Source organism: Streptomyces sp. Y309 (assembly GCF_056712025.1).
In genome coordinates, this window is record NZ_CM160048.1 from 5,854,117 (window position 1) to 5,874,557 (window position 20,441).

The 20,441-nt window shown below is 73.4% G+C and carries 17 protein-coding genes and 1 tRNA gene; 7 read left to right on the plus strand and 11 right to left on the minus strand.

All coding sequences use genetic code 11. The annotated features are described in order from the left end of the window. Nucleotides 1-1,860 (minus strand): putative bifunctional diguanylate cyclase/phosphodiesterase, encoded by a 1,860-nt coding sequence (locus AC0KTA_RS24010; RefSeq protein ID WP_481050286.1) that lies wholly within the window; start codon nt 1,858-1,860, stop codon nt 1-3. A gap of 394 nt (nt 1,861-2,254) precedes the next feature. Between AC0KTA_RS24010 and AC0KTA_RS24015 the strand changes: the two genes are divergently transcribed. Next, nucleotides 2,255-3,481 carry a M6 family metalloprotease domain-containing protein gene (locus AC0KTA_RS24015; protein WP_481050287.1) on the plus strand — a complete coding sequence of 409 codons (1,227 nt, stop codon included), beginning with the start codon at nt 2,255-2,257 and terminating at the stop codon, nt 3,479-3,481. A gap of 437 nt (nt 3,482-3,918) precedes the next feature. On the opposite strand, the gene AC0KTA_RS24020 is transcribed toward AC0KTA_RS24015, so the two are convergent. The 8 genes from AC0KTA_RS24020 to AC0KTA_RS24055 form a co-directional block, all read right to left on the minus strand. Continuing rightward, nucleotides 3,919-3,992: transfer RNA gene (locus AC0KTA_RS24020), tRNA-Lys, on the minus strand. Beyond that, nucleotides 3,983-4,582, minus strand: coding sequence for a bifunctional DNA primase/polymerase (locus tag AC0KTA_RS24025; RefSeq protein WP_481050288.1), 600 nt, complete (start codon nt 4,580-4,582; stop codon nt 3,983-3,985). Before AC0KTA_RS24025 ends, AC0KTA_RS24020 begins: the two co-directional genes overlap by 10 nt. Before the next feature lie 126 nt (nt 4,583-4,708). Further along, a complete protein-coding gene (locus AC0KTA_RS24030) occupies nt 4,709-5,095 on the minus strand; it encodes a hypothetical protein (protein ID WP_481050289.1) in 387 nt (128 codons plus the stop codon). Nucleotides 5,096-5,602: 507 nt separating this feature from the next. After that, nucleotides 5,603-5,776, minus strand: a complete 174-nt coding sequence (locus AC0KTA_RS24035; RefSeq protein ID WP_481056737.1) for a hypothetical protein — start codon at nt 5,774-5,776, stop codon at nt 5,603-5,605. Then, nucleotides 5,773-7,110 (minus strand): AAA family ATPase, encoded by a 1,338-nt coding sequence (locus AC0KTA_RS24040; RefSeq protein ID WP_481050290.1) that lies wholly within the window; start codon nt 7,108-7,110, stop codon nt 5,773-5,775. Before AC0KTA_RS24040 ends, AC0KTA_RS24035 begins: the two co-directional genes overlap by 4 nt. A gap of 33 nt (nt 7,111-7,143) precedes the next feature. Beyond that, nucleotides 7,144-8,964: a heterocycloanthracin/sonorensin family bacteriocin gene (locus AC0KTA_RS24045; RefSeq protein ID WP_481050291.1), complete on the minus strand. Its 1,821-nt coding sequence runs from the start codon at nt 8,962-8,964 to the stop codon at nt 7,144-7,146. Next, the gene (locus tag AC0KTA_RS24050; RefSeq protein ID WP_481050292.1) at nt 8,955-10,298 is read right to left on the minus strand and encodes a hypothetical protein; all 1,344 of its coding nucleotides are present in this window, start codon (nt 10,296-10,298) and stop codon (nt 8,955-8,957) included. The genes AC0KTA_RS24045 and AC0KTA_RS24050 overlap by 10 nt, the downstream gene beginning before the upstream one ends. After that, complete coding sequence (locus AC0KTA_RS24055; RefSeq protein ID WP_481050293.1) at nt 10,240-11,334, minus strand: phosphatase PAP2 family protein; 1,095 nt, start codon at nt 11,332-11,334, stop codon at nt 10,240-10,242. The genes AC0KTA_RS24050 and AC0KTA_RS24055 overlap by 59 nt, the downstream gene beginning before the upstream one ends. Before the next feature lie 250 nt (nt 11,335-11,584). Here AC0KTA_RS24055 and AC0KTA_RS24060 point away from each other — a divergent pair, with 250 nt between their 5' ends. Next, nucleotides 11,585-12,181: a histidine phosphatase family protein gene (locus AC0KTA_RS24060; RefSeq protein ID WP_481050294.1), complete on the plus strand. Its 597-nt coding sequence runs from the start codon at nt 11,585-11,587 to the stop codon at nt 12,179-12,181. 27 nt (nt 12,182-12,208) lie between these two features. Here AC0KTA_RS24060 and AC0KTA_RS24065 read toward each other — a convergent pair whose 3' ends face one another. Beyond that, nucleotides 12,209-13,663 (minus strand): NsdA family TPR-like regulatory protein, encoded by a 1,455-nt coding sequence (locus AC0KTA_RS24065; protein ID WP_481050295.1) that lies wholly within the window; start codon nt 13,661-13,663, stop codon nt 12,209-12,211. A 315-nt stretch (nt 13,664-13,978) separates the two neighbouring features. Here AC0KTA_RS24065 and AC0KTA_RS24070 point away from each other — a divergent pair, with 315 nt between their 5' ends. Together AC0KTA_RS24070 and AC0KTA_RS24075 are read left to right on the plus strand one after the other, a co-directional pair. Continuing rightward, on the plus strand, nt 13,979-14,488 hold the full coding sequence (locus AC0KTA_RS24070) for a hypothetical protein (RefSeq protein ID WP_481050296.1): 510 nt from the start codon (nt 13,979-13,981) through the stop codon (nt 14,486-14,488). A 200-nt stretch (nt 14,489-14,688) separates the two neighbouring features. After that, nucleotides 14,689-15,549 carry a spermidine synthase gene (locus tag AC0KTA_RS24075; protein WP_481050297.1) on the plus strand — a complete coding sequence of 287 codons (861 nt, stop codon included), beginning with the start codon at nt 14,689-14,691 and terminating at the stop codon, nt 15,547-15,549. 26 nt (nt 15,550-15,575) lie between these two features. Here the strand turns inward: AC0KTA_RS24075 and AC0KTA_RS24080 are convergent, their stop codons facing one another. Beyond that, nucleotides 15,576-16,148, minus strand: a complete 573-nt coding sequence (locus AC0KTA_RS24080; protein WP_481050298.1) for a hypothetical protein — start codon at nt 16,146-16,148, stop codon at nt 15,576-15,578. A 210-nt stretch (nt 16,149-16,358) separates the two neighbouring features. On the opposite strand from AC0KTA_RS24080, the gene AC0KTA_RS24085 reads away from it, so the two are divergent. From AC0KTA_RS24085 to AC0KTA_RS24095, 3 genes are all read left to right on the plus strand, one after another. Then, entirely contained in the window at nt 16,359-17,057 is a 699-nt protein-coding gene (locus AC0KTA_RS24085; protein WP_481050299.1) for a response regulator transcription factor, read from the plus strand. A gap of 28 nt (nt 17,058-17,085) precedes the next feature. Then, the gene (locus tag AC0KTA_RS24090) at nt 17,086-18,504 is read left to right on the plus strand and encodes a sensor histidine kinase (RefSeq protein ID WP_481050300.1); all 1,419 of its coding nucleotides are present in this window, start codon (nt 17,086-17,088) and stop codon (nt 18,502-18,504) included. Nucleotides 18,505-18,912: 408 nt separating this feature from the next. Beyond that, nucleotides 18,913-20,340, plus strand: coding sequence for a glycoside hydrolase family 18 protein (locus tag AC0KTA_RS24095; protein WP_481050301.1), 1,428 nt, complete (start codon nt 18,913-18,915; stop codon nt 20,338-20,340). Nucleotides 20,341-20,441: the final 101 nt, after the last annotated feature.

A 20,441-nucleotide genomic window follows, 5' to 3' on the forward strand; every position in this document is an offset into this window, starting at 1 on the left:
TTACGAACCCTCGTCCGTGAGAAGCACGGAGATGCGCTCCGCCGCCACCGGCCGCGAGTAGAGCCACCCCTGCCCGGTGTCGCACCCGATCCTGCGCAGCCGCTCCGCCTGCCCGGAGGTCTCCACGCACTCCGCGGTGACGGTGAGCCCGAGGCGGTGGGCGAGCTGCACCAGCGCCTCGACGATCACCTCGTCGGCGGGGTTGATGTGCGCGGCCGCCTCGCCGTACTCGCCCTCGTCGTACTGGAAGCCCCGGACGAAGGAGCCGTCCAGCTTCAGCACGGAGACCGGAAGCCGGCTCAGATACGCCAGGTTCGAGTAGCCCGTGCCGAAGTCGTCGATGGCGATGCGTACGCCCATGTCGCTGAGCGCCTGCAGGGCCTGCAGCGGGCGGCCCGCGGAGCCCATGACAGCGGACTCGGTCAGCTCCAGCTGCAGCAGCCGCGGCGGCAGGCCCGTCTCGGCGAGGATCTCGGCGACGTCCGCGACCAGGTCGGAGTCCCACACCTGGCGCACGGCGACGTTGACGCTCACGAACAGCGGCTCCCTGTCGGGGTGTTCGAGCTGCCAGCGCCGGGCCTGCCGACAGGCGGTCCGCAGCACCCAGCGGCCGAGCTGCACGATCGAACCGTCTTCTTCAGCAAGTCCGATGAACCGATTCGGCGTGAGCAGCCCGAACTGCGGATGCTGCCAGCGCACCAGCGCCTCGACCCCGCGCACCCCGCCGCCGTCCAGGCCCACCAACGGCTGGTAGTCCAGGACGAATTCGTCGCGCTCGACGGCGGGACGCAGCGAACTGGCCAGCGCCTGCCGGGTCATGCGGTGGGCGTTGCGCTCGGGGTCGAACAGCGTCCAGCGGGCCTTGCCGTCGGCCTTCGCCCAGTACAGCGTGGTGTCCGCGGCCTGCATCAGGCCGGTGGTCGTGGTACCGGCGGCGCGTCGCTCGACGACGCCGATGGAGGCCGACAGGGACAGCCGCTGCCCGGACAGGTCGAAGGGCTCCTGGAGCGCCCGCAGGGTCGTCTCGGCGAGCTCGGTGAGCTGATCCGTCCCCGTGGAGTCCTCCACGAGCAACGCGAACTCGTCCCCGCCGAGCCGCGCGACCAGCGGCGCCGACGCCCTGCCGTACCCGGCCTCGTCGGCGAGGGCGGTCAGCCGCTCGGCGACGGCGGCGAGCAGCCGGTCGCCGACGCGGTGGCCGAGGGTGTCGTTGACGGCCTTGAAGCCGTCCAGGTCCAGATAGCACAGGCCGATGCGGCCGGTGCTCGTGTCGTCGTACGCGCCCGCCTCCAGGGCGACGGCGAGCCGCTCGAAGAACAGCGCGCGGTTGGGCAGCCGGGTCACTGGGTCGTGCATCTGCAAGTGCCGCAGCCGGGCCTGCAGATCGCGGCGCGCGCTGATGTCGGCGACGGCCAGCAGGACGGCGCCCGCGCCGTACCGCTCGCTTCCGCCAGGCATCGGCGAGGCGGTGATCTGGGTCCACAGCGAGTGCCCGTCGGGGTGTTTCAGGCGGCGCGTACAGCGCAGTTTGGCCTGCCTGCCGCGGAGCACCTCGCGGTACGCGTGCCAGGTGCGGGCGTCGGACGCGAGGTCCACCAGGTCGGCGGCGACCCGGCCGGTGAGGTCGGCGGGGTCGGCGCCGAGCAGATCGGCCAGCGCGTCGTTGGCGCTGACGACCAGGCCCTCGCGGTCCACGACGGCGAGGGCCAGGGGGGCCGCGGCGAAGGCGGCGCGGTAGTCGGCGGTGTACTGGGCGAGGGGGCCGGTCGGGCCCGGTTGGTGACGCTCTGTGACGACAGGCCAGGCTCGGCCGGGTGCTGCGACCGCTGTGGCGGTCGGCCCTTGAGAGGTTCCGTTCACCGCTTGCTCCCGCAGTGCAATTGATGTCGAGCAGGTCGATGGGCCCCGAATCCTGGCGGGTCTGGGGAGGCGGCCGGCCGGTTGGCGGGCGGCCGACGGGGCCGCGAAAGTGTGCCGATCATAGAGGCAGGCCGTCGGGGCGTTCCAGCCGTGGCACGGTGAAGGGGCGTTCCGGAAGCCTCCGGCAGATCGTTTCTGCTCGGCCCTTTACGGGCTTATCTGCGCCCCGACCAGTTGTGACAGTCGGTGAGCGGCCGGAGTGTCGCATCCTGGCCGTTCGTCACTCGGCCGGGTCAGACAAACTGGGCGAACTTCAACAAAACATCACAGGGTGGGTGGGGAGTCTCGCATTCCGCACCGGGAGGTAGACGTGGAGCGTCAGCTCCCCCCTTGGATGCTCACCCGTGCAGGGGAATGGCCGCGCCTGCGCACCGCGGGAATCCTCTTCACCTGCCTGACCGCGATGGCCGCCACTTCACTGGTCGCGGGACCGGCGATCGCCCAGGGCACGGCGGGCCCGTGCGCCCTGCGCCGCACGCCCGCCCACCACTCGGAGGGCCTGGACACGTGGAACGCCGCCTACCCCCGGCCGTCCCGCGCCCTCGACGCCGTCATGGTCTTCCTCTCCTTCCCGGACTCCCCGCCGCTGACGACGCCCGAGGAGCTGGCGGCCGACTACTTCCCGGCCACGAGCGAGTTCTTCGAGCGAGCTTCATACGGACGGTTCACACTGCGCCCACACCCGCAACCCGAATGGGTGGAGATGCCGCAGGATTCCGCGGCGTACGCCATAGAGCGGGACTGGAATCCGCAGCGCCGCGCCGCCTACCTGCGGGACGCGGTGGCGGCGGCCGATCCACACGTGGATTTCTCGGCGTACGACATCGTCTACTTCGTGGCCGACCCGGACGCCCCCGGCGTGGACTCGGACGCGACGAAGGTGGTGAATTTCGACCACCCCATGCACGCGGACGACACCCCGATCCGCCGCATCGTCACGGTCTTCGAACGCCACCCGCCGGACCGCAACGTGCTGGCCCACGAGACGGGTCACGTCTTCGACCTGCCGGATCTCTACCACCGCCCCACGGACGGCAAGGGCGACTGGGACACCCACGTCGGCGACTGGGACGTCATGGGCAGCCAGTTCGGCCTGGCCCCGGAGCTGTTCGGCTGGCACAAGTGGAAGCTCGGCTGGCTGGCCCCGCGGCAGGTGGTGTGCGTGGCGGGCGGCCCGCGCCGGCTCACCCTGGACCCGCTCTCCGCGCCCCCCGCCCGCAGCGGGACGACCGCCACCAAGCTGGCGGTCGTCCGCACCGGCCGGGGCAGCGCGGTAGCCATCGAGGCCCGCGGCGCCCTGGGCAACGACCGGGGAACGTGCAGCGAGGGCGTACTGGCGTACCACGTACGCAACGAGACGGCGTCGGGCCGGGGCCCCATCGAGGTGATCGACGCCCACCCCGACTCGGCCGCGTGCGGCAACGACTCGGTCTACCCACCGCTCGCGGACGCGCCGGTACGGGCGGGGGAGAGCTTCACGGTGCCGGAGGACGGGGTCAGGATCGAGGTGGAGGACAGGACGGCGTCGGGCGCGTGGACGGTGAAGGTCACGCCGACGTGACGGGCCACACGGGGGGCCGGGCCGACCGAAGAAGGGGGTGTGGGGGCTTCGCCACCCACAACGCGCGGCGAAGCCGCGCAGAAAACACGAAAGCGAGGCCGGTCCACGTTTCTCCGTGGACATGCCTCGCTTTCGCTGTCGTGCGCCGCCAGGGACTCGAACCCCGGACCCGCTGATGCTGCATCTCCCGGGGGATGACCCCCGGACCCCCAGCCGACTTCGGTGGTTGCTGCCGAGAGCGATCCAACAGCGAAGGCCCCCCGTGATCACGGAGGGCCTTGCCTGTCTGTGCGCCGCCAGGGACTCGAACCCCGGACCCGCTGATGCTGCATCTCCCGGGGGATGACCCCCGGACCCCCAGCCGACTTCGGTGGTTGCTGCCGAGAGCGATCCAACAGCGAAGGCCCCCCGTGATCACGGAGGGCCTTGCCTGTCTGTGCGCCGCCAGGGACTCGAACCCCGGACCCGCTGATTAAGAGTCAGCTGCTCTAACCAACTGAGCTAGCGGCGCCTGCTGACGTCGTAGACCTTAGCACCCTGATCGCTGCGAGGAAAAATCGATATACGCACCGCAGACGCGCTCGCGGCCCGGGCCGCGCGGACGCAGGCCCAGAGGACGACATCGGGCCCCGGGAGCCATGGGCGGCGGCTGTCCGGGGCGACCAGCCAGCGTGATCCGAGCCGGTCGTCGGGGTCAGGACCGGCCGAGAGGGGCGGCACGGTGACGGCGTCGCCCGCGCCGTGGCAGAGCAGTGCGGGCACGGCCGGGCCCCACTCCTCCCAGGCGAGCAGCGACGGCAGGCGCCGGGCGGTGCCGGGGGCGGCGAAGAGCAGCATGCGGCCGCGGTGGGCGGCGACGGGCCCGGATCCGGGTCCGTCGTGCCACAACCGGTCGACCATCCGCCGCCCGAAGACGGCGGGCACGCTCACCACGTCGAAGACGGTGCCGCAGGACAGCACGGCCGGGGCGGTGGGCCGCGCCCGCCAGCCGGTGAGCAGCCCCTGCGGATACGTTTCAGCAGAGGCGAGCCAGGCGGCGCCCTCGGGGGTGACGTCGCAGGCGTTGGCGGGAACGGTGATGTGGCGGGGGAGGCGGCTCATGCCGCATACATCTACCGGTGGTGAGTGCCCGGGTTCACAGAGTTGCGGGAAACCGTGACGGTGGCCTGCGCGATGGGGTACCTTGCCCCACCGGCATATGCCGCACGATCTTGTTCCGCGAGGGCCTCAGCCGGCCGGGTGGGGTCCGGAATCCGCGCCGGCACCGCCCGGGCCGGTCCCGCCGCGCATCAGCTCGCGGCCGAACTCGATCATCTTCTTCGCGTAGTCCTCGGTCCACTGGGCGCGATCGGCGATGGCGGCCGTGGTGAGCCGGTCGAAGCGGCGCGGGTCGGCGAGCTGGGCGGCGGCGATGGCCTGGAACTCGACGGAGCGGTCGGTGGCCGCCCGGAAGGCGAGGGTCAACTCGGTGGCCCGGGCGAGCAGTTCGCGCGGGTCCTCGATCGACTCCAGATCGAAGAAGTGCTCGGGGTCGGCGGTGGCTTCCGCGGGCTCGAAGAGGAGCGGTGCGGGGCGCATGCGCTGGCTGGACCGGGGCCGCGAGGGCTCCGCCATGTCGTTTTCCTCTCGTCGTACGCCGCGTGGCCGCATCCATTGTCCCCCCTCCCGCAAGACGCCCGCGCGACGTTCCCCTGAGCAGCCCGGGGTTGCCCCCCGTCGCCCCGCCGACCCGGGCAGGGGGCCTCCCCCCCCTCACATACCGGCACCGTCGGCCTGGGCTGTGCCCACCCGTGCCGCCCTGCGGCACGACTGCCCACAGCAGGTACCGGCCGACGCCGGGTGCCGGCCACCGCACCGCCCACCATCCGGAAGCCGGAGTCGCAACCCCGCCCGGTAGGGAACGGGCCCGGAAGCCGAATCCGCAGCCCCCACCGGAGGGGCAGCCGCCGACGGACCGGAGGGGACGTGGCGGTATGTGCGCGCGCAGCTCGCCCGGCCACGCCGTCCGTCAGGGCAATGCCTACGGCGCCCCAGGCGCGAGCACGGACATACCGCCGCGGCCCCGCCCCACAACCGGAGAACGGGCGGCGCAACCCCCACCGGCGGAAAGCAGCTCAACGGCTAGGGCCGCCAGGTCACCCGGTGCTCGGAGAGGCGGGCGAGGATCGCGTGGTTCGCCTCCCAGCCGTCCGGGCTGTTTCCTTTGGCCGCCTCCGGCGGCGTGCCGGACTCTGTCCGGCGGATGGGCGGCGCTGTGCTCGGCGCCCGCCGACCAGGTGCGGGCACGTCGGTCACGGCCGCCAGGTCACCCGGTGTTCGGAGAGGCGGGCGAGGATCGCGTGGTTCGCCTCCCAGCCGTCCGGGAACTTGACCGTGACGCCCAGTCGCACGGGCTCCGTCGACGGGTGGTCGTCCAGGAGTGTCTCCACCCCCGCCCGGCACACCACGATGCACGCGTGCCGATGCCGCGAGGCAAGCACGCACAACCGCCCCGTCTCCAGATGGAACGCCGTCGCGTCCGGCCGCCCCGACAGCGGATGCAGCACGACGGTCACATCGAACTCCCGCCCCTGCAGCCGGTTGGCGGTGTCCACGGTCACATCCACGACCCCGAGCGACGCAAGCGCACCCCGCACAGCAGCGGCCTGATCCCGGTGCGCGGTCCCCACGGCGACCCGGTCGGCGGTGAGCGGCACGGGCTCCCCGGACCGCTCGGACGTCGCGGCCCCGCCCCGGTCGAGCAGCCGCCGCACGACGAGCGCGACGGCCCGCACGGCCTCCGGGTCCGTGCGCGGCGTGTGCCGGGCGGGCAGTTCGAGGAGCCCCCACCCGGAGACGGCGGCTTCGTCGATGACCCGGTCGGGCCCCGAACCGTCCGACGGGACACCGAAGTTGAGCACCCGGTCCCCGTGCCCCGTACCACTACGGAAGGGCGTGTACGGATAGAACGCGTCGGACACCAGCGGCGCGGCGGACGCGGGCAGCCGCCACGACACGGGCAGCCGGTGCTGCGGCAGTCCCGGGTTGTGCGCGAGCAGCGTGGTCACGGCGCTGGCGGAGGGGTCATAGGCGAGCCCCGCCCACTGCTCGGCCTCGGCGATGGCGAAGGGGTCCAACTGCCCCGGGTCGCCGACGAACAGGGCTCGTTCGAAGAGCCCGGCAACGGCGAGCAGGGCATCCGACCGCATCTGGTAGGCCTCGTCCACGATGGCGTGCCGCCAGGGCTCGACGCCCTTGACGTGCCCCCACTTCGCGGCGGTGGACACGACGACGTCGAGCCCAGCGAGATCGCCGGCCTTGGCGGACTTGCGTACGTTGGGCAGCTCGTCGAGCGCCTTGTCGTACGGGTCGGAGTCGCTGCTGTGCAGCCGCCCGACGGGCAGCTCCGGATCCTTCTCGGCGAGGCGCAGGACGAGGTCGTCGACCTGGGCGTTGGTCTGGGCGACGACCATCAGGGGCCGCCCCGCGGCGGCGAGTTCGCATGCGGCGCGCACGACGAGCGTGGACTTGCCGGCGCCGGGCGGCGAGTCCACGACGACACCGCGGTGCGTGCCGTGCAGCGTGTCGCGCAGGATGGCGTCCGTGGCGCGCGCGGCCTCGGCCCCGGGGTCGAAGGGAACCGTACTCACAGAAGATCCTCCGAGGTCACAGCATCAGGCAGCTCACCCAGAGCACCCGCACCGGAGACCCGGGCACCCGCACCGGAGACCCCGGCACCCGCACCGGAGACCCGGGCACCCGCACCGGAGACCCCGGCACCCGCACCGGAGACCCGGGGCACCCCCACCGGAGCCCCCCGCGCCCCCACCGGACAAATCCGATACCACCCCCGTGGCACCCCCACCGGAATCCCCGTCACCCCCACCGGAGAGACCGGAGAGACCGGAGAGACCGGAGAGACCGGAGAGACCGGAGAGACCGGAGAGAACCGTCCCCCCGACCGCCTCCGGCGGCCCGCCATGCGTCCACGGCGTGTCCTCAGGATCGGGCAACCGAGGCCCACCCCGCTGCTCGTGCTCGAAGAGCGTCCAGCACAACAGGTCACCCACGTCCGGCACAGACCCGGGCTCGGCCTCCTTGCCACGCCCCATCTTGTCCAGGACACGCAGGACGATGCCGCCGTCGGTGTCGTACATCACGAACTGCGCGGCCTGAGGCTTCCCTTCGAGGGAGCGATACACCTTCACGCCCTCGTCCAGATGCGGCCGATCGCCCGTGCGCACGGTGACGAGCGGCCGCGGCCGGGGCGAGCGACCCTCGCTGTGGGCCATGACGACGTCGGTCACCTCTCCGGCGAAGGCTTCGCCCGCGAGCCGCCGCCCGGCCATCACCAGGGGATCGTCCAGGGCCTCCTGGGCGTCGAGCCGGGCCTGCTCACGCTCGCGGGTGCCGAGCTTGTTCGCCGCGGTGACGGCGTCGTCGACGCGCGGCTGCGGCGGCTCGCCCGCGGCCACGCGGTCGCGGTGGCCGGTGAACGACCAGCGGTCACCGCGCCATCGGTCGACGGCGTGCGGCGCCTCGGGCAGCGTGCACAGCGCGTCCAGGCCGCGCCACACGGCGTCCCAGGTGGGGCGCGTGCGGCTCGCCACCAGGGCGTCGATCTCCCGCTCGGCGGCGGCGAGGGAGGCGAGCAGGCCGTCCGCCTCGACGCCGTCCGCGGCGGCGGCGAGGGCGGTGCGCGCCCGGTCGTACCGCTCGATGGCCGGGGCGAGGAGCTGGTTGTCGAAGGCCGGATCCGTGGCGGGCCCGGCGGGCGGGCACAGCAACTGCCCCTCGCCGTCCCGCGCCAGCTCCGCGCGGAGCGCCGCCTCGGCCCCCGAGACGCCCTCGGGCGCCTCGATCCACGCGAGCAGCGCACCCAAGTGCTGCTCCTCCAGGGAGGACTGGCCGGTCGCCCAGTGCCGCGACAGCAGGTCGGTCATGGCGAGCAGGAGCGATGATCCCGGCACCCGGGAGCGCTCGCCGAAGTGCGTGAGCCAGCGCCCGAGCAGCGGCACGCGCGGGGGCGCGGGATACGGCGCGTCCGGATCCTGCTCGGCCGTCCGCCGGAACCGCATCGATCGGCCGAGCAGGCGCACGAACTCGACGCCCGCGCGGCTCGGCACGATGAGCTGCGGCGCGTCCGCGCACAGCTCGACCTCGACCTTGACGCGCTTGCCGGTCTCCGGGTCGGCCTCCGTGCGCTCGGCGGCCTCGACGTCGCCTTCGTACGACTCCACGTACGGCAGCAGGATCTCGGCGAGCCGGGACAGGAACGCGAAGCGCAGGTCGCGGTCGCGGGGCTGGGGCACGGTGAGCAGACGCGGCGACGTGCGCTCCGTGCCGATCAGGGCGCCGAGCGGGGCGCCCGCCTCACCGGCGGTGGTGAGCGGCACGAAGACGAGGGGGCGCTCGGAGAGGTGGCGGTGCCGCACGGTCGCCCGCGGCCGTGCGCGGCCGCTGTTCGTCGCCTCGAGCCGGGCCAGGTTGTCGATCAGGGACAACGCACACCTCCCGAGAGCGCCTCCGCGCGGGACGCGCCGACGGAAGGGCGAGCCGCGTCCACCGACGGGTGGGACGCGCCTGCCGAGTGGGCACGCGACGCGCCCACCCCGGCGGCCCGCGACTCGCCCAGCGCCTCCGCTCGCAACTCGCCCGCCCGGCGCAGCGCCGCCACCGCCGGGTCGTCCGGATCGCCCGCCGTGCCGCGGGAGGCGGCGAGGGCCTCCTCGACCGTCGTGAGCGTGCCGAGGTCGGCGCGCAGGGAGCGGCCGAGGGCCGTGAGCTCGCCCGCCGCGCGGGCCCGGTCGCGGCAGTGGAAGGCCAGCTCGCAGGCGGCCAGGCACTCGGGGGCGTACGTCGCGGGGACCGCGTCGACCGCGGCGGTCAGCTCGGCGGCGGGGCGCGTGACGTCGAACGTGGTGCCGGGCGGCAGCGTGGCCGCGATGTCCTCGACGCGGGTCAGCCGGGAGAGCTGGCGGCGGGTGACGGCGAGCTGCTTGCGGATGTCCACGGGGGACGCGGCCGGGAGGTTGGAGAAGTCCTTGGGGCAGACGAGCAGCGCGCGCCGCCGCACTTCGGGCACGCGACCGGGCCGCTCGGAGGGTTGCTCGGCGACGTGAGCGGAGGCTGAAGGGGCGGCTTGCTCGGCGATCGGGGAGGCGACGTGAGCGGAGGCCGACGCGGCCATCTGCTCGGCGACGCGCGCCGCGACCTGCTCCAGGGCGAGGACGTACACCGCGGACTGGCGCGCCGCCGCGCCCACCTTCGCCGCGTCCGCCGCCCCGTCGATCATCGGGAAGGACTTGATCTCGACGACCGTCCAGGTCCCGTCCGGCGCGACCACCACCGCGTCCGGCTCCAGGAAGGCGGGCGTGCCCGCGACGTCCAGGGCCAGCATGGGGTGGTCGAGCAGCGTCCAGGTGCAGGCGGCCGTGGCCTCGCGCAGGGCGAGCGCCGTGCGGCCCGCGCGGCCTTCGGGACCGGCCGCCGTGAGGTCCGGCACCCGCGCGGAGCCGGGCTCCGGCTCGGGCCCGCCGCCCAGGCACGCGTGCGTGAGGCGCAGCAGCTCCGCGCCGCCGTCGGCCTTGACCCGCGCCTCGAAGGCGTGCCCGCGCATGAACGCGAACTGGGACTGCCCGAAGCCCGACGGGGAGCCGAGCGACTGCGCGAGCGCCGCCTTCGGCACCCCCGCGCCGTCCAGGAGGGCGCGCCGCCTGCAGCCCGGATTCGCCGCGAGCGCCGCCAGGGCGCGGGCGTCCAGGGGCTGCGGCGGTACGTCAGGTCCGCGCAGTTCCGCGAGCCGTTGCCGCAGCGCCGTCCCCGGTGTCCGCGGCACGCCCCGCGGGTCTGCTGCCCTTGTTCCCGCGGGGCTTTCCGGCAGGCTTGCCCGCGGCACTGCCGCCCGGCTCGGCGCCGAGCTTGCGCTGATGGGGAATTCGCTCACCCGCCGAAGTCTGGCATCCACCACTGACATTGGAGGACTCCACCGGGGCCTTGGCGACGGCAGAGGCGGCCGAGGCGCCCGCGGGGCGCCGCGCGGAGCCGGTGCCGCGGGCGGCAAGGGCTCCGGCGAGCACCGGCTGCAGCCGCCCCTTGAGCCGGGCGGCGGCGAGCCGCACGGGACGGACGAGCAGCAGTCCCACACCCATCACGGCCACGCCCGCGAGCGCGTCGAAGAAGTAGTGGTTGGCCGTGCCCATGACGACGATGGTGGTGAGCAGCGGGTAGGCGACGGCGATCGTCTTCACCAGGGGCGTGCGGCCGTACCGCCACAGCACCACGCCGCACCACAGCGACCAGCCGACGTGCAGGCTGGGCATCGCCGCGTACTGGTTGGTCATGCCGCCGAGCCCGCGCGGCGCGCTGGCCTGGCCGCCCCACCAGCCCCAGTCGCTGTACTGCGCCATCGTGTCGACGAAGCCGTAGCCCTTGTCGAGGAGCCGCGGCGGGCAGGTCGGCATGAGCGTGAAGCCGACGAGGCCGATGAGCGTGGAGACCATCAGCCAGGTGCGGGCGGCGGCGTAGTGCACCGCCCTGCTGCGGAACATCCAGATCAGCACCAGCGGCGTGACCAGGTAGTGCAGCGAGGCGTACCAGAAGTCGGCCGGGACGCCGATGGAGGTGTGAGCGGTGAAGAGACGGTTCAGCGGATGCTCGAGGTTGAGGTTCAGGGCCTTCTCGACGCGCAGGATGTCCAGGCCGTGGCCCACGGCGGTCGTGACGTCCCCGCGGGCGAGCAGCCGCCCGGCCGAGTAGGCCCCGTACACCAGCAGGATCAGCGGCAGCTCCGTCCACCACCGCAGGCGGAGCCGGGCGGCCCGGTTCCCGGATATGCCGCCGGCGCCCGCGCCCTGTGCCTCGGTCTGCGGCATCCGGTGGGTCCCCCATCTCATTTCGCGCTGTTCCCGCTCAGTTCGTGCGGCGTACGGCCGCTGGGTCACTTTACGGCGTACGCGAAGGCCGATGAGTCATCCCCCTGGTCGTCAAAGACGCAGAGATCGTCGCCGGGGTTGCTCATCGGCGGCGTGAGTGATGATGGAAGGAACGGACGGGCGACTGTCCGCTTTTGTCCTGAATATCTCCTTGCATATCTCCCTGCACGTCTCCTTGGAAAGGTCTCTCATGGCACCGCGCATCCTGCTGGCCCGGCACGGACAGACGGAGTGGTCGCTGTCCGGCAAGCACACCGGCAGGACGGACATTCCCCTCCTGGACGAGGGCCGGCGCGGTGCGAAACTGCTCGGCGAGCGACTGCACAGGGCGCCCTACGACGGCCTCCCCGGAGTCGAGGTGCGCACCAGCCCGCTGTCCCGCGCGCGGGAGACGTGCGAGCTCGCCGGGTTCGGCGACCGGGCCGCGGAGTGGGACGCGCTGATGGAGTTCGACTACGGCTCGTACGACGGGCTGACCCCCGCCGACATCCAGGCCGTGCGCCCCGGCTGGTTCATCTGGCGCGACGGGGTGCCGGACGGCGAGACGCTGGCGCAGGTGTCCGCGCGCGCGGACGAGGTCGTCGCCTGGGCGCGCGAGGCCGACCGGGACGTCCTCGTCTTCGCCCACGGCCACATCCTGCGCGCCATCGGCGCCCGCTGGCTCGGCTACGACATCGACTTCGCGTCCCGGATCCGCCTCAACCCGACCTCCCTGTCGATCCTGGGCTGGGCCTACGGAGAGCCCGCCCTGGAGTCCTGGAACGACACGGGCCACCTGGTCGGTTAGCGACCACTCGCGCGGGCGGCGGCGCCATCACCCACGCGCGCGGGCGGCGTGCTGCTCCAGGAAGTCGGTCACCCCGGCGGCCCGCCGGTGCGGGAGCAGCAGCCGCGCGGTGGTCGCGAGCATGGACTCGATCCGCGTCGACTGGACCTCGTCCAGCAGGGCCAGGACCCGCAGGCCCTCCGCCGCGGCCTCGTCGGGGCGGCCCGCGCGGGCCAGGTCGTCGGCCAGCTCGGCGGTGTACAGGGCGATGTTCCGGGTGAACTCGGGGGTCTGCGTCGCCGCGACGCCCGCCGCGCGCTGTGCGTGCCGGGACGCGCGCTCCCAGTGGCCGAGCGCCGACCAGCACTGCGCCTCCAGGCCCGCGAACTCCGCGGGACCGTAGAAGGTCATCCACTCCGGGTCGGTCTCGGACGGGCCGATGTCGAACAGCGCGTGCGCGCGCGTGAGCGCCTGCCGGCAGCCCGTACGGTCGCCGAGCCCGGCCCAGCCGCCCGCCTCGCGCAGCGCGATCAGCGAGAGCAGCCGGGGCGAGCCGAGCTGCCGCGCCGCGCGCGCCGCGGCCTGCGCCGCCCGCACCGCCTCCCGGGGCCGTCCGGCGTCGCGCGCCAGGAACGCGGTGTTGCAGAAGGCGTGCGCCTCCAGGGCGGGGTCGCCGGACATCCGCGCCGTCGCCAGCGCCTCCGCGTAATGCGAGCGGGCGTCGTCGAAGCGGCCCGAGTCGTGCGCGAGCCACCCTACGGAGATGGCGAGTTCGCCCGCGCCCGCGTAGAGCCGGTCGGCCACCGCCTGCCCGCCCTGCCGGGTGGTGCCCGCGTCGAGGAGGGCGTAGGCCGTGCGCAACGGGGCGGCGGCTCGCTGGTACAGGCCGTCGGCGCCGTGCCGGTCGTCGAGCAGCCGGATCTGGCGTACGGCCTCCTCGACCGCGCTCACCTCGTTCTCGTCCGCCGCGCGCAGGCGGTGCGCCGCGCGGACGCGGGCGGCCTCGGCGACGCCGCCCAGGGGGAGCCCGACGGCTCCCAGGGAGGCGGCGGCCACCGTGGCCGTGCCGCTGGTCATGAATGCGCGACGCCGCACGTCGCTCTCCTCGTCTCCGGTGGTGGTGCTGTCAGTGCCGTGGTCGCGCGGGTACCTGGCGTCCCCGCGGTCATGCGGGTACGTGGTGTCCGCCCCGCGCGCGTCCCCCGCCGCGCGCGCCCCCCGGCCCCGGACCGCCGCGCGCGGCGCGAAGCCCAGGTCCGACAGCGTCCGGCCGGGGAACATGTGCAGGAACACCCGCTCGTACGCGTAGTTGGGGCAGCGGATCTCGCCCGCCTCCACGCGGCCCACGTACCGCGCGTCGCAGCTCACCCGCTCGCCGATCTCGCGCGCGGCCCGCCGCACCGCGGCCGCGAACTCGCCCGGCGAGCGCTGCCCGCGCAACTGCCGGAACGCGAGATTCGGCCGCGGAGGCGGAGTTGACGATGCCGAAGACGACGACGCCATGCCGGATCCTCTCGCTGGGGGACCGTGCCGGATCGCGCCGTGCCGTCCCGCGCCGTCGGCCGCTGAGGTATCGGCTGGATCGTGTGCGGGGGGCTGCGGACCTGTTCCGGCGGAGCATGAACGTACCGGTTGGGAACCGGCCACCACGCGGAGTTTGGCTACAAACCGGATATCTCACCCGCGATCTGCCATGAACTGCCATCCTTTGCAGCGGCGTGGCGCCGTAGCCGTTGCCGCCCTGGGGCGTTGAACCATGCGGAGAGGGAGCGACGCCGCTCCCGACCTGGCGAGGAGGTTCCCTTGTTGGAGTTCGGCATGGAGAACAGCGAATCCGGGGGCGCGCTGACGACGGCCCGGCACTGGCCGAGCCGGGACCACAGCGCGGGGCCCGGCTGCGTCGAGCCGTGGGACCCGGCCCGCCCCGGCTACCCGCACGCCCCGCACGACGGTCACGAGGACTGCGACCTGGTGACCGTGCCCGCGCGGCAGGGCCTGGAAGCCGTCGACATCCTGCGCCGGGGCGCCGGCGACGAGGCCGTGGGGCCCGTCCTGCACGACGGCGGCTGCGACACTCTCGGCTTTCTTGTGCCGCCCGGCACCGCGGACGGGTGGGACCTGCCCGGCAGCGCGTGCACCCAGACCTACGGTCGGGGCGCTTCCCTCGTTCCTGACCCGGACCCGGATCCTGTGCCCGCGCCGCCCGTCGTCGGTACTGGGTGGCTGGTGCCGCCCGGGGCCACCGATCCCGTGACCGACCCAGCCGTGCTGCGTGCCGCGCTCGGGGAGGCTGCCCGCATGATCGAGGCCGCGGACAACTGCCGTTGAGGCTGTGCGGGGCTGCCATATGGGGCTGCGCCCCTTTCCCCTGCTTGTCGCCGCTTCGCGGCTCGTCCTCAAACGCCGGACGGGCTGAGATTGGCTCGCCCTCGGGCGTCGGGACGGGCTGAGATTGGCTCGCCCTTGGACGACTGGCAAGGGGTCATCGCGCGCGAGCGAAGGTGCCCGTGCCCGGCGATAATGGGCTGATGGCGAGGAACAGGCGAGAACGGCAGACGCGCGAAGCGCTCGTCGAGGAGGTTGACGGGGGGCTTGCCGAGCTTATGCCGGATCGGGAGCGGCCCCGGGGCTGGACGCTGCTCGTGGACGGTGCGCCGCAGTCGCACGTCGACCTCGACGACCCGGCGTATCTCGACTTCGAATACCAGCGCAGGCTCGGCCATATCGTCGACCTCCTCGCCCCGCCGGGACGGCCCGTGCACGTCCTGCACCTCGGTGGCGGCGCCCTCACCCTCGCCCGCTATGTCGCCGCGACCCGCCCCCGCTCCACCCAGCAGGTCGTCGAACGCGACACCGCGCTCGTCCAACTCGTCCGCCGCGCCCTGCCGTTGGACCCCGCCGCCCGCATACGCGTGCGCGGCACCGACGCCCGCGAAGGGCTCGCGAAGACCCCCGACGGCTGGGCCGACCTCGTCATAGCCGACGTGTTCAGCGGGGCCCGCACCCCCGCCCACCTGACCAGCACGGAATTCCTCGGCGACATCCGCAGGGCGCTCAAGCCCACCGGCTGGTACGCCGCCAACCTCGCCGACGGCCCGCCGCTCGCCTATCTGCGCGGCCAACTCGCCACCGCCGCCACCGTCTTCCCCGAACTCGCCCTCGTCGCCGACCCCACCGTGCTGCGCGGCAAGCGCTTCGGCAACGCCGTGCTCCTCGGCGCCGGGCAGCCGCTGCCCGTCGCCGAACTGACCCGGCTGAGCGCCGCCGACCCGCACCCCGCCCGCGTCGAACACGGGCGCGCGCTCCTCGACTTCAGCGGCGGCGCGGCGGCCGTCACGGACGCCAGCGCGGTGGCTTCACCCGCACCGCCGTCTTCGGTGTTCCGCTGAGAGGGCCTCTCAGTAAAGGGCCCCGCTCAGTACTCGTTGATGTCGACCCGCGGCGCGTGGTCGTGCCAGGTGCAGAACACCGACACCCGGTCCGCGCCCGAGGTGTACTCCACCCGGATCCACGTCGACGCCTTCCACACCTGCATCGACCAGCCCGCCGCCGGTGACGCCGACACGAGCGTCGCGGAGGACCTGCCGATGTCGAAGACGACCCGTCCGCCTTCGGTGGTGTAGCCCTTGACGCTTCCGGAGGAGGAGGGGGAAGGGGGTGAAGCGGATTTGTCGGGCTTGTCGTCCTGGTGGTCGGGGCGGTCCGGGGACGGGCTCTTCGTGTTCTCCGGGGTCTTCGTCGGCCCGGGCGGCCTCGACTTGGACGGCTCACCGGACTTCTTCGGCGGCCTGGTGCTCGACGTCGGCTCCGGGCGGTACGTGGACGACGACTGCGGCAGCGCCGACCGGTCGCCCGCCGCCAGCGGCAGGGCGCGCGGCGGATCGTACGCCGTGCCCGCCATCACCGTGTGCACACCCCACCACGACAGCGTGACCGCCGCGCCCGTGGCGAGCGACCACGCGATGGCGTGTACGAGACCTCTGTGCATCGCGGGCCATACTGCACCACGCGTCGCCGCGAGGACCAGGAGTCCCGCCTTCCGCTTTCCCGTCTGGAAGAGGGCATTCGCTGCCCGGAAAGGGCACTTTTCCGGCCCGGAAGGGGGACATCTCCGGCCCGGAAGGGGACATCGGACCCAAGTCCGGGCCAAAAGTCCCGCGCGGCACCGGGGTCCTCCGGATGGCGTACGGTGCCGCCCATGGCAAGTGTGCTCGTCGTCGAGGACGACCAGTTCGTGCGCTCGGCCCTCATCCGGCATCTGACCGACGCCTCCCACACGGTACGGAGCGTCGGTACCGCCCTGGAGGCGCTGCGCGAGGTCGCCCATTTCCGCTTCGATGTCGTCATCCTGGACCTCGGCCTGCCCGACCTCGACGGGTCCGAGGCGCTGAAGATGCTGCGCGGCATCACCGACGTACCCGTGATCATCGCGACCGCGCGGGACGACGAGGCGGAGATCGTCCGGCTCCTCAACGACGGTGCCGACGACTACCTGACCAAGCCGTTCTCCGTCGAGCACCTGTCCGCCCGGATGGCCGCCGTGCTGCGCCGCTCGCGCGGCTCCTGGTCCGGCTCCGGCGAGGCGGCGCCCCGGCAGGTGCTCCAGGTCGGCGGCCTGACCGTCGACCCGCTGCGGCGCCAGGCCGAGCTGGACGGCGCGCGGCTCGACCTGACGCGGCGCGAGTTCGACCTGCTCGCCTTCCTCGCGGGGCGGCCCGGCGTCGTCGTACCGCGCAAGGAACTGCTCGCCGAGGTGTGGCAGCAGAGCTACGGCGACGACCAGACCATCGACGTCCATCTGTCCTGGCTGCGCCGGAAGTTGGGCGAGACCGCCGCCAACCCGCGCTATCTGCACACGCTGCGGGGCGTCGGCGTGAAACTGGAACCGCCGCTGTGAACCGGACCCGACCGACGGGGGCCGCGCCGTGAGGTGGGCGCTCGTGAAGGTGTGCCTGGCCGTCACCACGATGGTCGTGGCCGCCTTCGCCATCCCGCTCGGCCTCGTCATCCAGGAGATGGCCCGCGACCGCGCCTTCTCCGCCGCCGAACGGCACGCCGCCGGCATGGGCCCCACCCTCTCCATCACCACCGACCGCGCCCAGCTCACCCGGGCCGTCGCCACCTCCGAGGCGGGCGGCGACGGGCGGATGGCCGTGTACGTACCGGCCGTCGGCCAGAACCCGCCGCTGAAGATCGGCGACCGCCGCGCCACCGCCCACGACGTGGAGGCCACCCGCGCGCAGGGGCGGGCCAGGACCACCGGCGTGCCCGGCGGCTCCGTGCTGCTCCAGCCCTTCGGGCTGAGCTCCGGGGAGATCGCCGTCGTCGAGATCTTCGTGCCGGAGAGCGAGGTCAGCAATGGCGTGACCACGGCGTGGCTGGTGCTCGCGGGCGTCGGTGTGGCGCTGATCATCGGGTCCGTCGCGGTCGCGGACCGGCTCGGCGTACGCATGGTCCAGCCCGCGCGCCGCCTGGTGGGCGCCGCGCACGACCTGGGCGAGGGCAAGCTCGGGGCGCGGGTGCCGGAGGACGGGCCGACCGAACTGCGGCTCGCCGCCGTGGCGTTCAACTCCATGGCCGACCAGGTCGTCCAACTCCTCGCCAACGAGCGGGAGCTGGCGGCGGACCTGTCGCACCGGCTGCGTACGCCGCTGACCGTGCTGCGCCTCAACGCGGCCTCGCTGGGCGGCGGCCCGGCCGCCGAGCAGACCCGCGTCGCCGTCGAGCGCCTCGAACGCGAGGTCGACACCATCATCCGTACGGCGCGGGACGCGAAGCCGCAGACGGCGGCGGGCGTCCACACCGGCCCGGGTGCCGGGTGCGACGCCGCCGAAGTGATCCGCGAGCGGATGGAGTTCTGGTCGGCGCTCGCGGAGGACGAGGGGCGCGAGGCGCGGGTCGCCGGGGTGGACCGGCCGGTGTGGATCCCGGTGGCGCGGGCCGAACTGGTCGCCGCGCTCGACGCGTTGCTCGGCAATGTCTTCCGGCACACGCGGGAGGGCGCGGCGTTCGCCGTCGACGTGCACAGCGGGGAGGACGCGGTGATCGTGCTCGTCTCCGACGCGGGGGACGGCATCGCCGACCCGGGGGCCGCGCTGGCCCGCGGCAACTCGGGCACCTCGGCGGGCGCGACCGGCTCCACGGGCCTCGGCCTCGACATCGTCCGCCGCCTGGCGGAGTCCACGGGCGGCGATGTCCGCATCGGGAGCTCGGTGCTCGGCGGCACGGAGGTACGCCTCTGGATCCAGCGGGACCCTCGGCGGTCGCCGACCGGGGGGAGGCGGCGGGGGCCGGTACGGCGCCGGAGCAGGCGGTCGGCCCGGGTGAGCGGCGGCGCAGGCTGACGCGGCGGTGCCGTGGGGAGCGCCACACTGGCCGCATGTGTCAAGTGGCCTTAGGCGACAGCGCCGTGGGGAGACGCCCCCACTGGCCGCAGACGCCAAGTGACCGCGCGCGACGGGGGCCACGGAGCCGGGGCGAGGTCGCGGCGTGCGGGGAGCCCCTCTGCGGCCCGAGCCTTGCGGCCGACTGGAAACGGGCGGGCGGGTGGGAAAGATCCGCCGCGAAGCGGCGGCCTAGAAACCCCCCACAACCCCGGCCGGAAGGCCCAACCTTTGCGCACCCCGATCCCACTCTTAAGCCCACCCTAAGATCCACCCCCGGGCCCGGGGAAGCCCGTTTTGTCGCACCCCCACGGGGCTAACGTGCGGAGCGATCCCACCCGCACCCCCCCCGAAAAGGCAGGCGCAGCCATGAGCACCCACCGCCGCAGGATCACAGGCAGACAAAAGGCGATAGGCGCAGCGGCCACCGCGGCCATCGTCGGCGCCGGCGCCTTCCTGTTCTCCGGCACGGCCCAGGCGGCAGCGGTCGGCGCCGCGTACACCAAGACCAGCGACTGGTCGGGTGGTTACACCGCGCAGTACGTGATCAAGAACAGCACAGACAAGGCCCAGTCCGACTGGACCCTGGAGTTCGATCTGCCGGCGGACGCCAAGCTCGGCTCGCTGTGGAACGCCGAGCACAAGGTCGAGGGCCGCCGCGTCACCGTCACCCCGCCCAAGTGGGACAAGGAGCTGGCCCCCGGCGAGTCCCTGACGGTCGGCTTCGTCGTGTCCGGCGCTGCCGACCCGGTCAAGTGCCTGATCAACGACGCCAAGTGCGCGGCCGACGACGGCGCGCCCCCGCAGCCCTCCGGCCGCCCCACCGAGAAGCCCACGCAGACCCCCACCCCGACCCCCAATCCCACCCCCACCAAGACCACCCCCGGAGAGGGCACCGGAACCAAGGGCTCCGCCAAATTCGCCCCCTTCGTGGACACCTCCCTCGCCCCGGCCTACGACCTCGTCGACACTGCCACGAAGACCGGCGTGAAGGAGTTCAACCTGGCGTTCGTCACGTCGGGCGGCGGCTGCGAGCCGTTGTGGGGCGGCACCACGGCGCTCGGTGACGACAAGGTGGCCGCCCAGATCGGCGACCTGCGCGCCAAGGGCGGCGACGTCCGCGTGTCGTTCGGCGGCGCCGCCGGCTCCGAACTCGGCCTGCGCTGCGACAGCGCCGACGCCCTCGCCAAGGCGTACGGCAAGGTCATCGACACGTACAAGCTGACGAAGGTGGACTTCGACATCGAGGGCGCGGCGCTGCCGGACACCGCCGCCAACTCCCGCCGCGCGCAGGCGATCGCGAAGCTCCAGAAGGACCACCCCGGGCTCGACGTCTCCTTCACGCTGCCGGTGATGCCGGAGGGGCTGACGCAGCCCGGCGTCGACCTGCTCGCCGACGCGAAGAAGCACGGCGTGAAGACGTCGGCCGTGAACATCATGGCGATGGACTACGGACCGGCGTACAGCGACGACATGGGCAAGTACGCCACCCAGGCGGCGACCGCCACCCAGGCGCAGATCAAGGGCGTCCTCGGCCTGTCGGACGCCGACGCCTGGAAGACCGTCGCGGTGACGCCGATGATCGGCGTCAACGACGTCACCACGGAGATCTTCAAGGTCGACGACGCCACCGAGCTGGTGAAGTTCGCGCAGGACAAGGGCATCGGCTGGCTGTCGATGTGGTCCTCGACGCGCGACAAGGCGTGCGCGGGCGGCAACAACTCCGTGCAGCCGACGTGCTCGTCGATCGAGCAGGACCCGCTGGCGTTCACGAAGGCGTTCGCGGCCTACAAGTAGCCGTACAAGTAGCCGTACGAGTAGCTGCTTCCCTCACACATAGAGCCACTGCATCCCCCCACACGCGCCCCGGCCGGACTTTCCCCCCACTCGGCCGGGGC

Bases quoted from the DNA above. Each gene is read 5' to 3' on its own strand.
- AC0KTA_RS24060 (WP_481050294.1), top strand. From the start codon at position 11,585: ATGGCACCGCGCATCCTGCTGGCCCGGCACGGACAGACGGAGTGGTCG.
- AC0KTA_RS24030 (WP_481050289.1), bottom strand. From the start codon at position 5,095: ATGGCGGAGCCCTCGCGGCCCCGGTCCAGCCAGCGCATGCGCCCCGCA.
- AC0KTA_RS24065 (WP_481050295.1), bottom strand. From the start codon at position 13,663: ATGGCGTCGTCGTCTTCGGCATCGTCAACTCCGCCTCCGCGGCCGAAT.
- AC0KTA_RS24080 (WP_481050298.1), bottom strand. From the start codon at position 16,148: ATGCACAGAGGTCTCGTACACGCCATCGCGTGGTCGCTCGCCACGGGC.
- AC0KTA_RS24025 (WP_481050288.1), bottom strand. From the start codon at position 4,582: ATGAGCCGCCTCCCCCGCCACATCACCGTTCCCGCCAACGCCTGCGAC.
- AC0KTA_RS24075 (WP_481050297.1), top strand. From the start codon at position 14,689: ATGGCGAGGAACAGGCGAGAACGGCAGACGCGCGAAGCGCTCGTCGAG.
- AC0KTA_RS24095 (WP_481050301.1), top strand. From the start codon at position 18,913: ATGAGCACCCACCGCCGCAGGATCACAGGCAGACAAAAGGCGATAGGC.
- AC0KTA_RS24015 (WP_481050287.1), top strand. From the start codon at position 2,255: ATGCTCACCCGTGCAGGGGAATGGCCGCGCCTGCGCACCGCGGGAATC.
- AC0KTA_RS24055 (WP_481050293.1), bottom strand. From the start codon at position 11,334: ATGCCGCAGACCGAGGCACAGGGCGCGGGCGCCGGCGGCATATCCGGG.
- AC0KTA_RS24070 (WP_481050296.1), top strand. From the start codon at position 13,979: ATGGAGAACAGCGAATCCGGGGGCGCGCTGACGACGGCCCGGCACTGG.
- AC0KTA_RS24085 (WP_481050299.1), top strand. From the start codon at position 16,359: ATGGCAAGTGTGCTCGTCGTCGAGGACGACCAGTTCGTGCGCTCGGCC.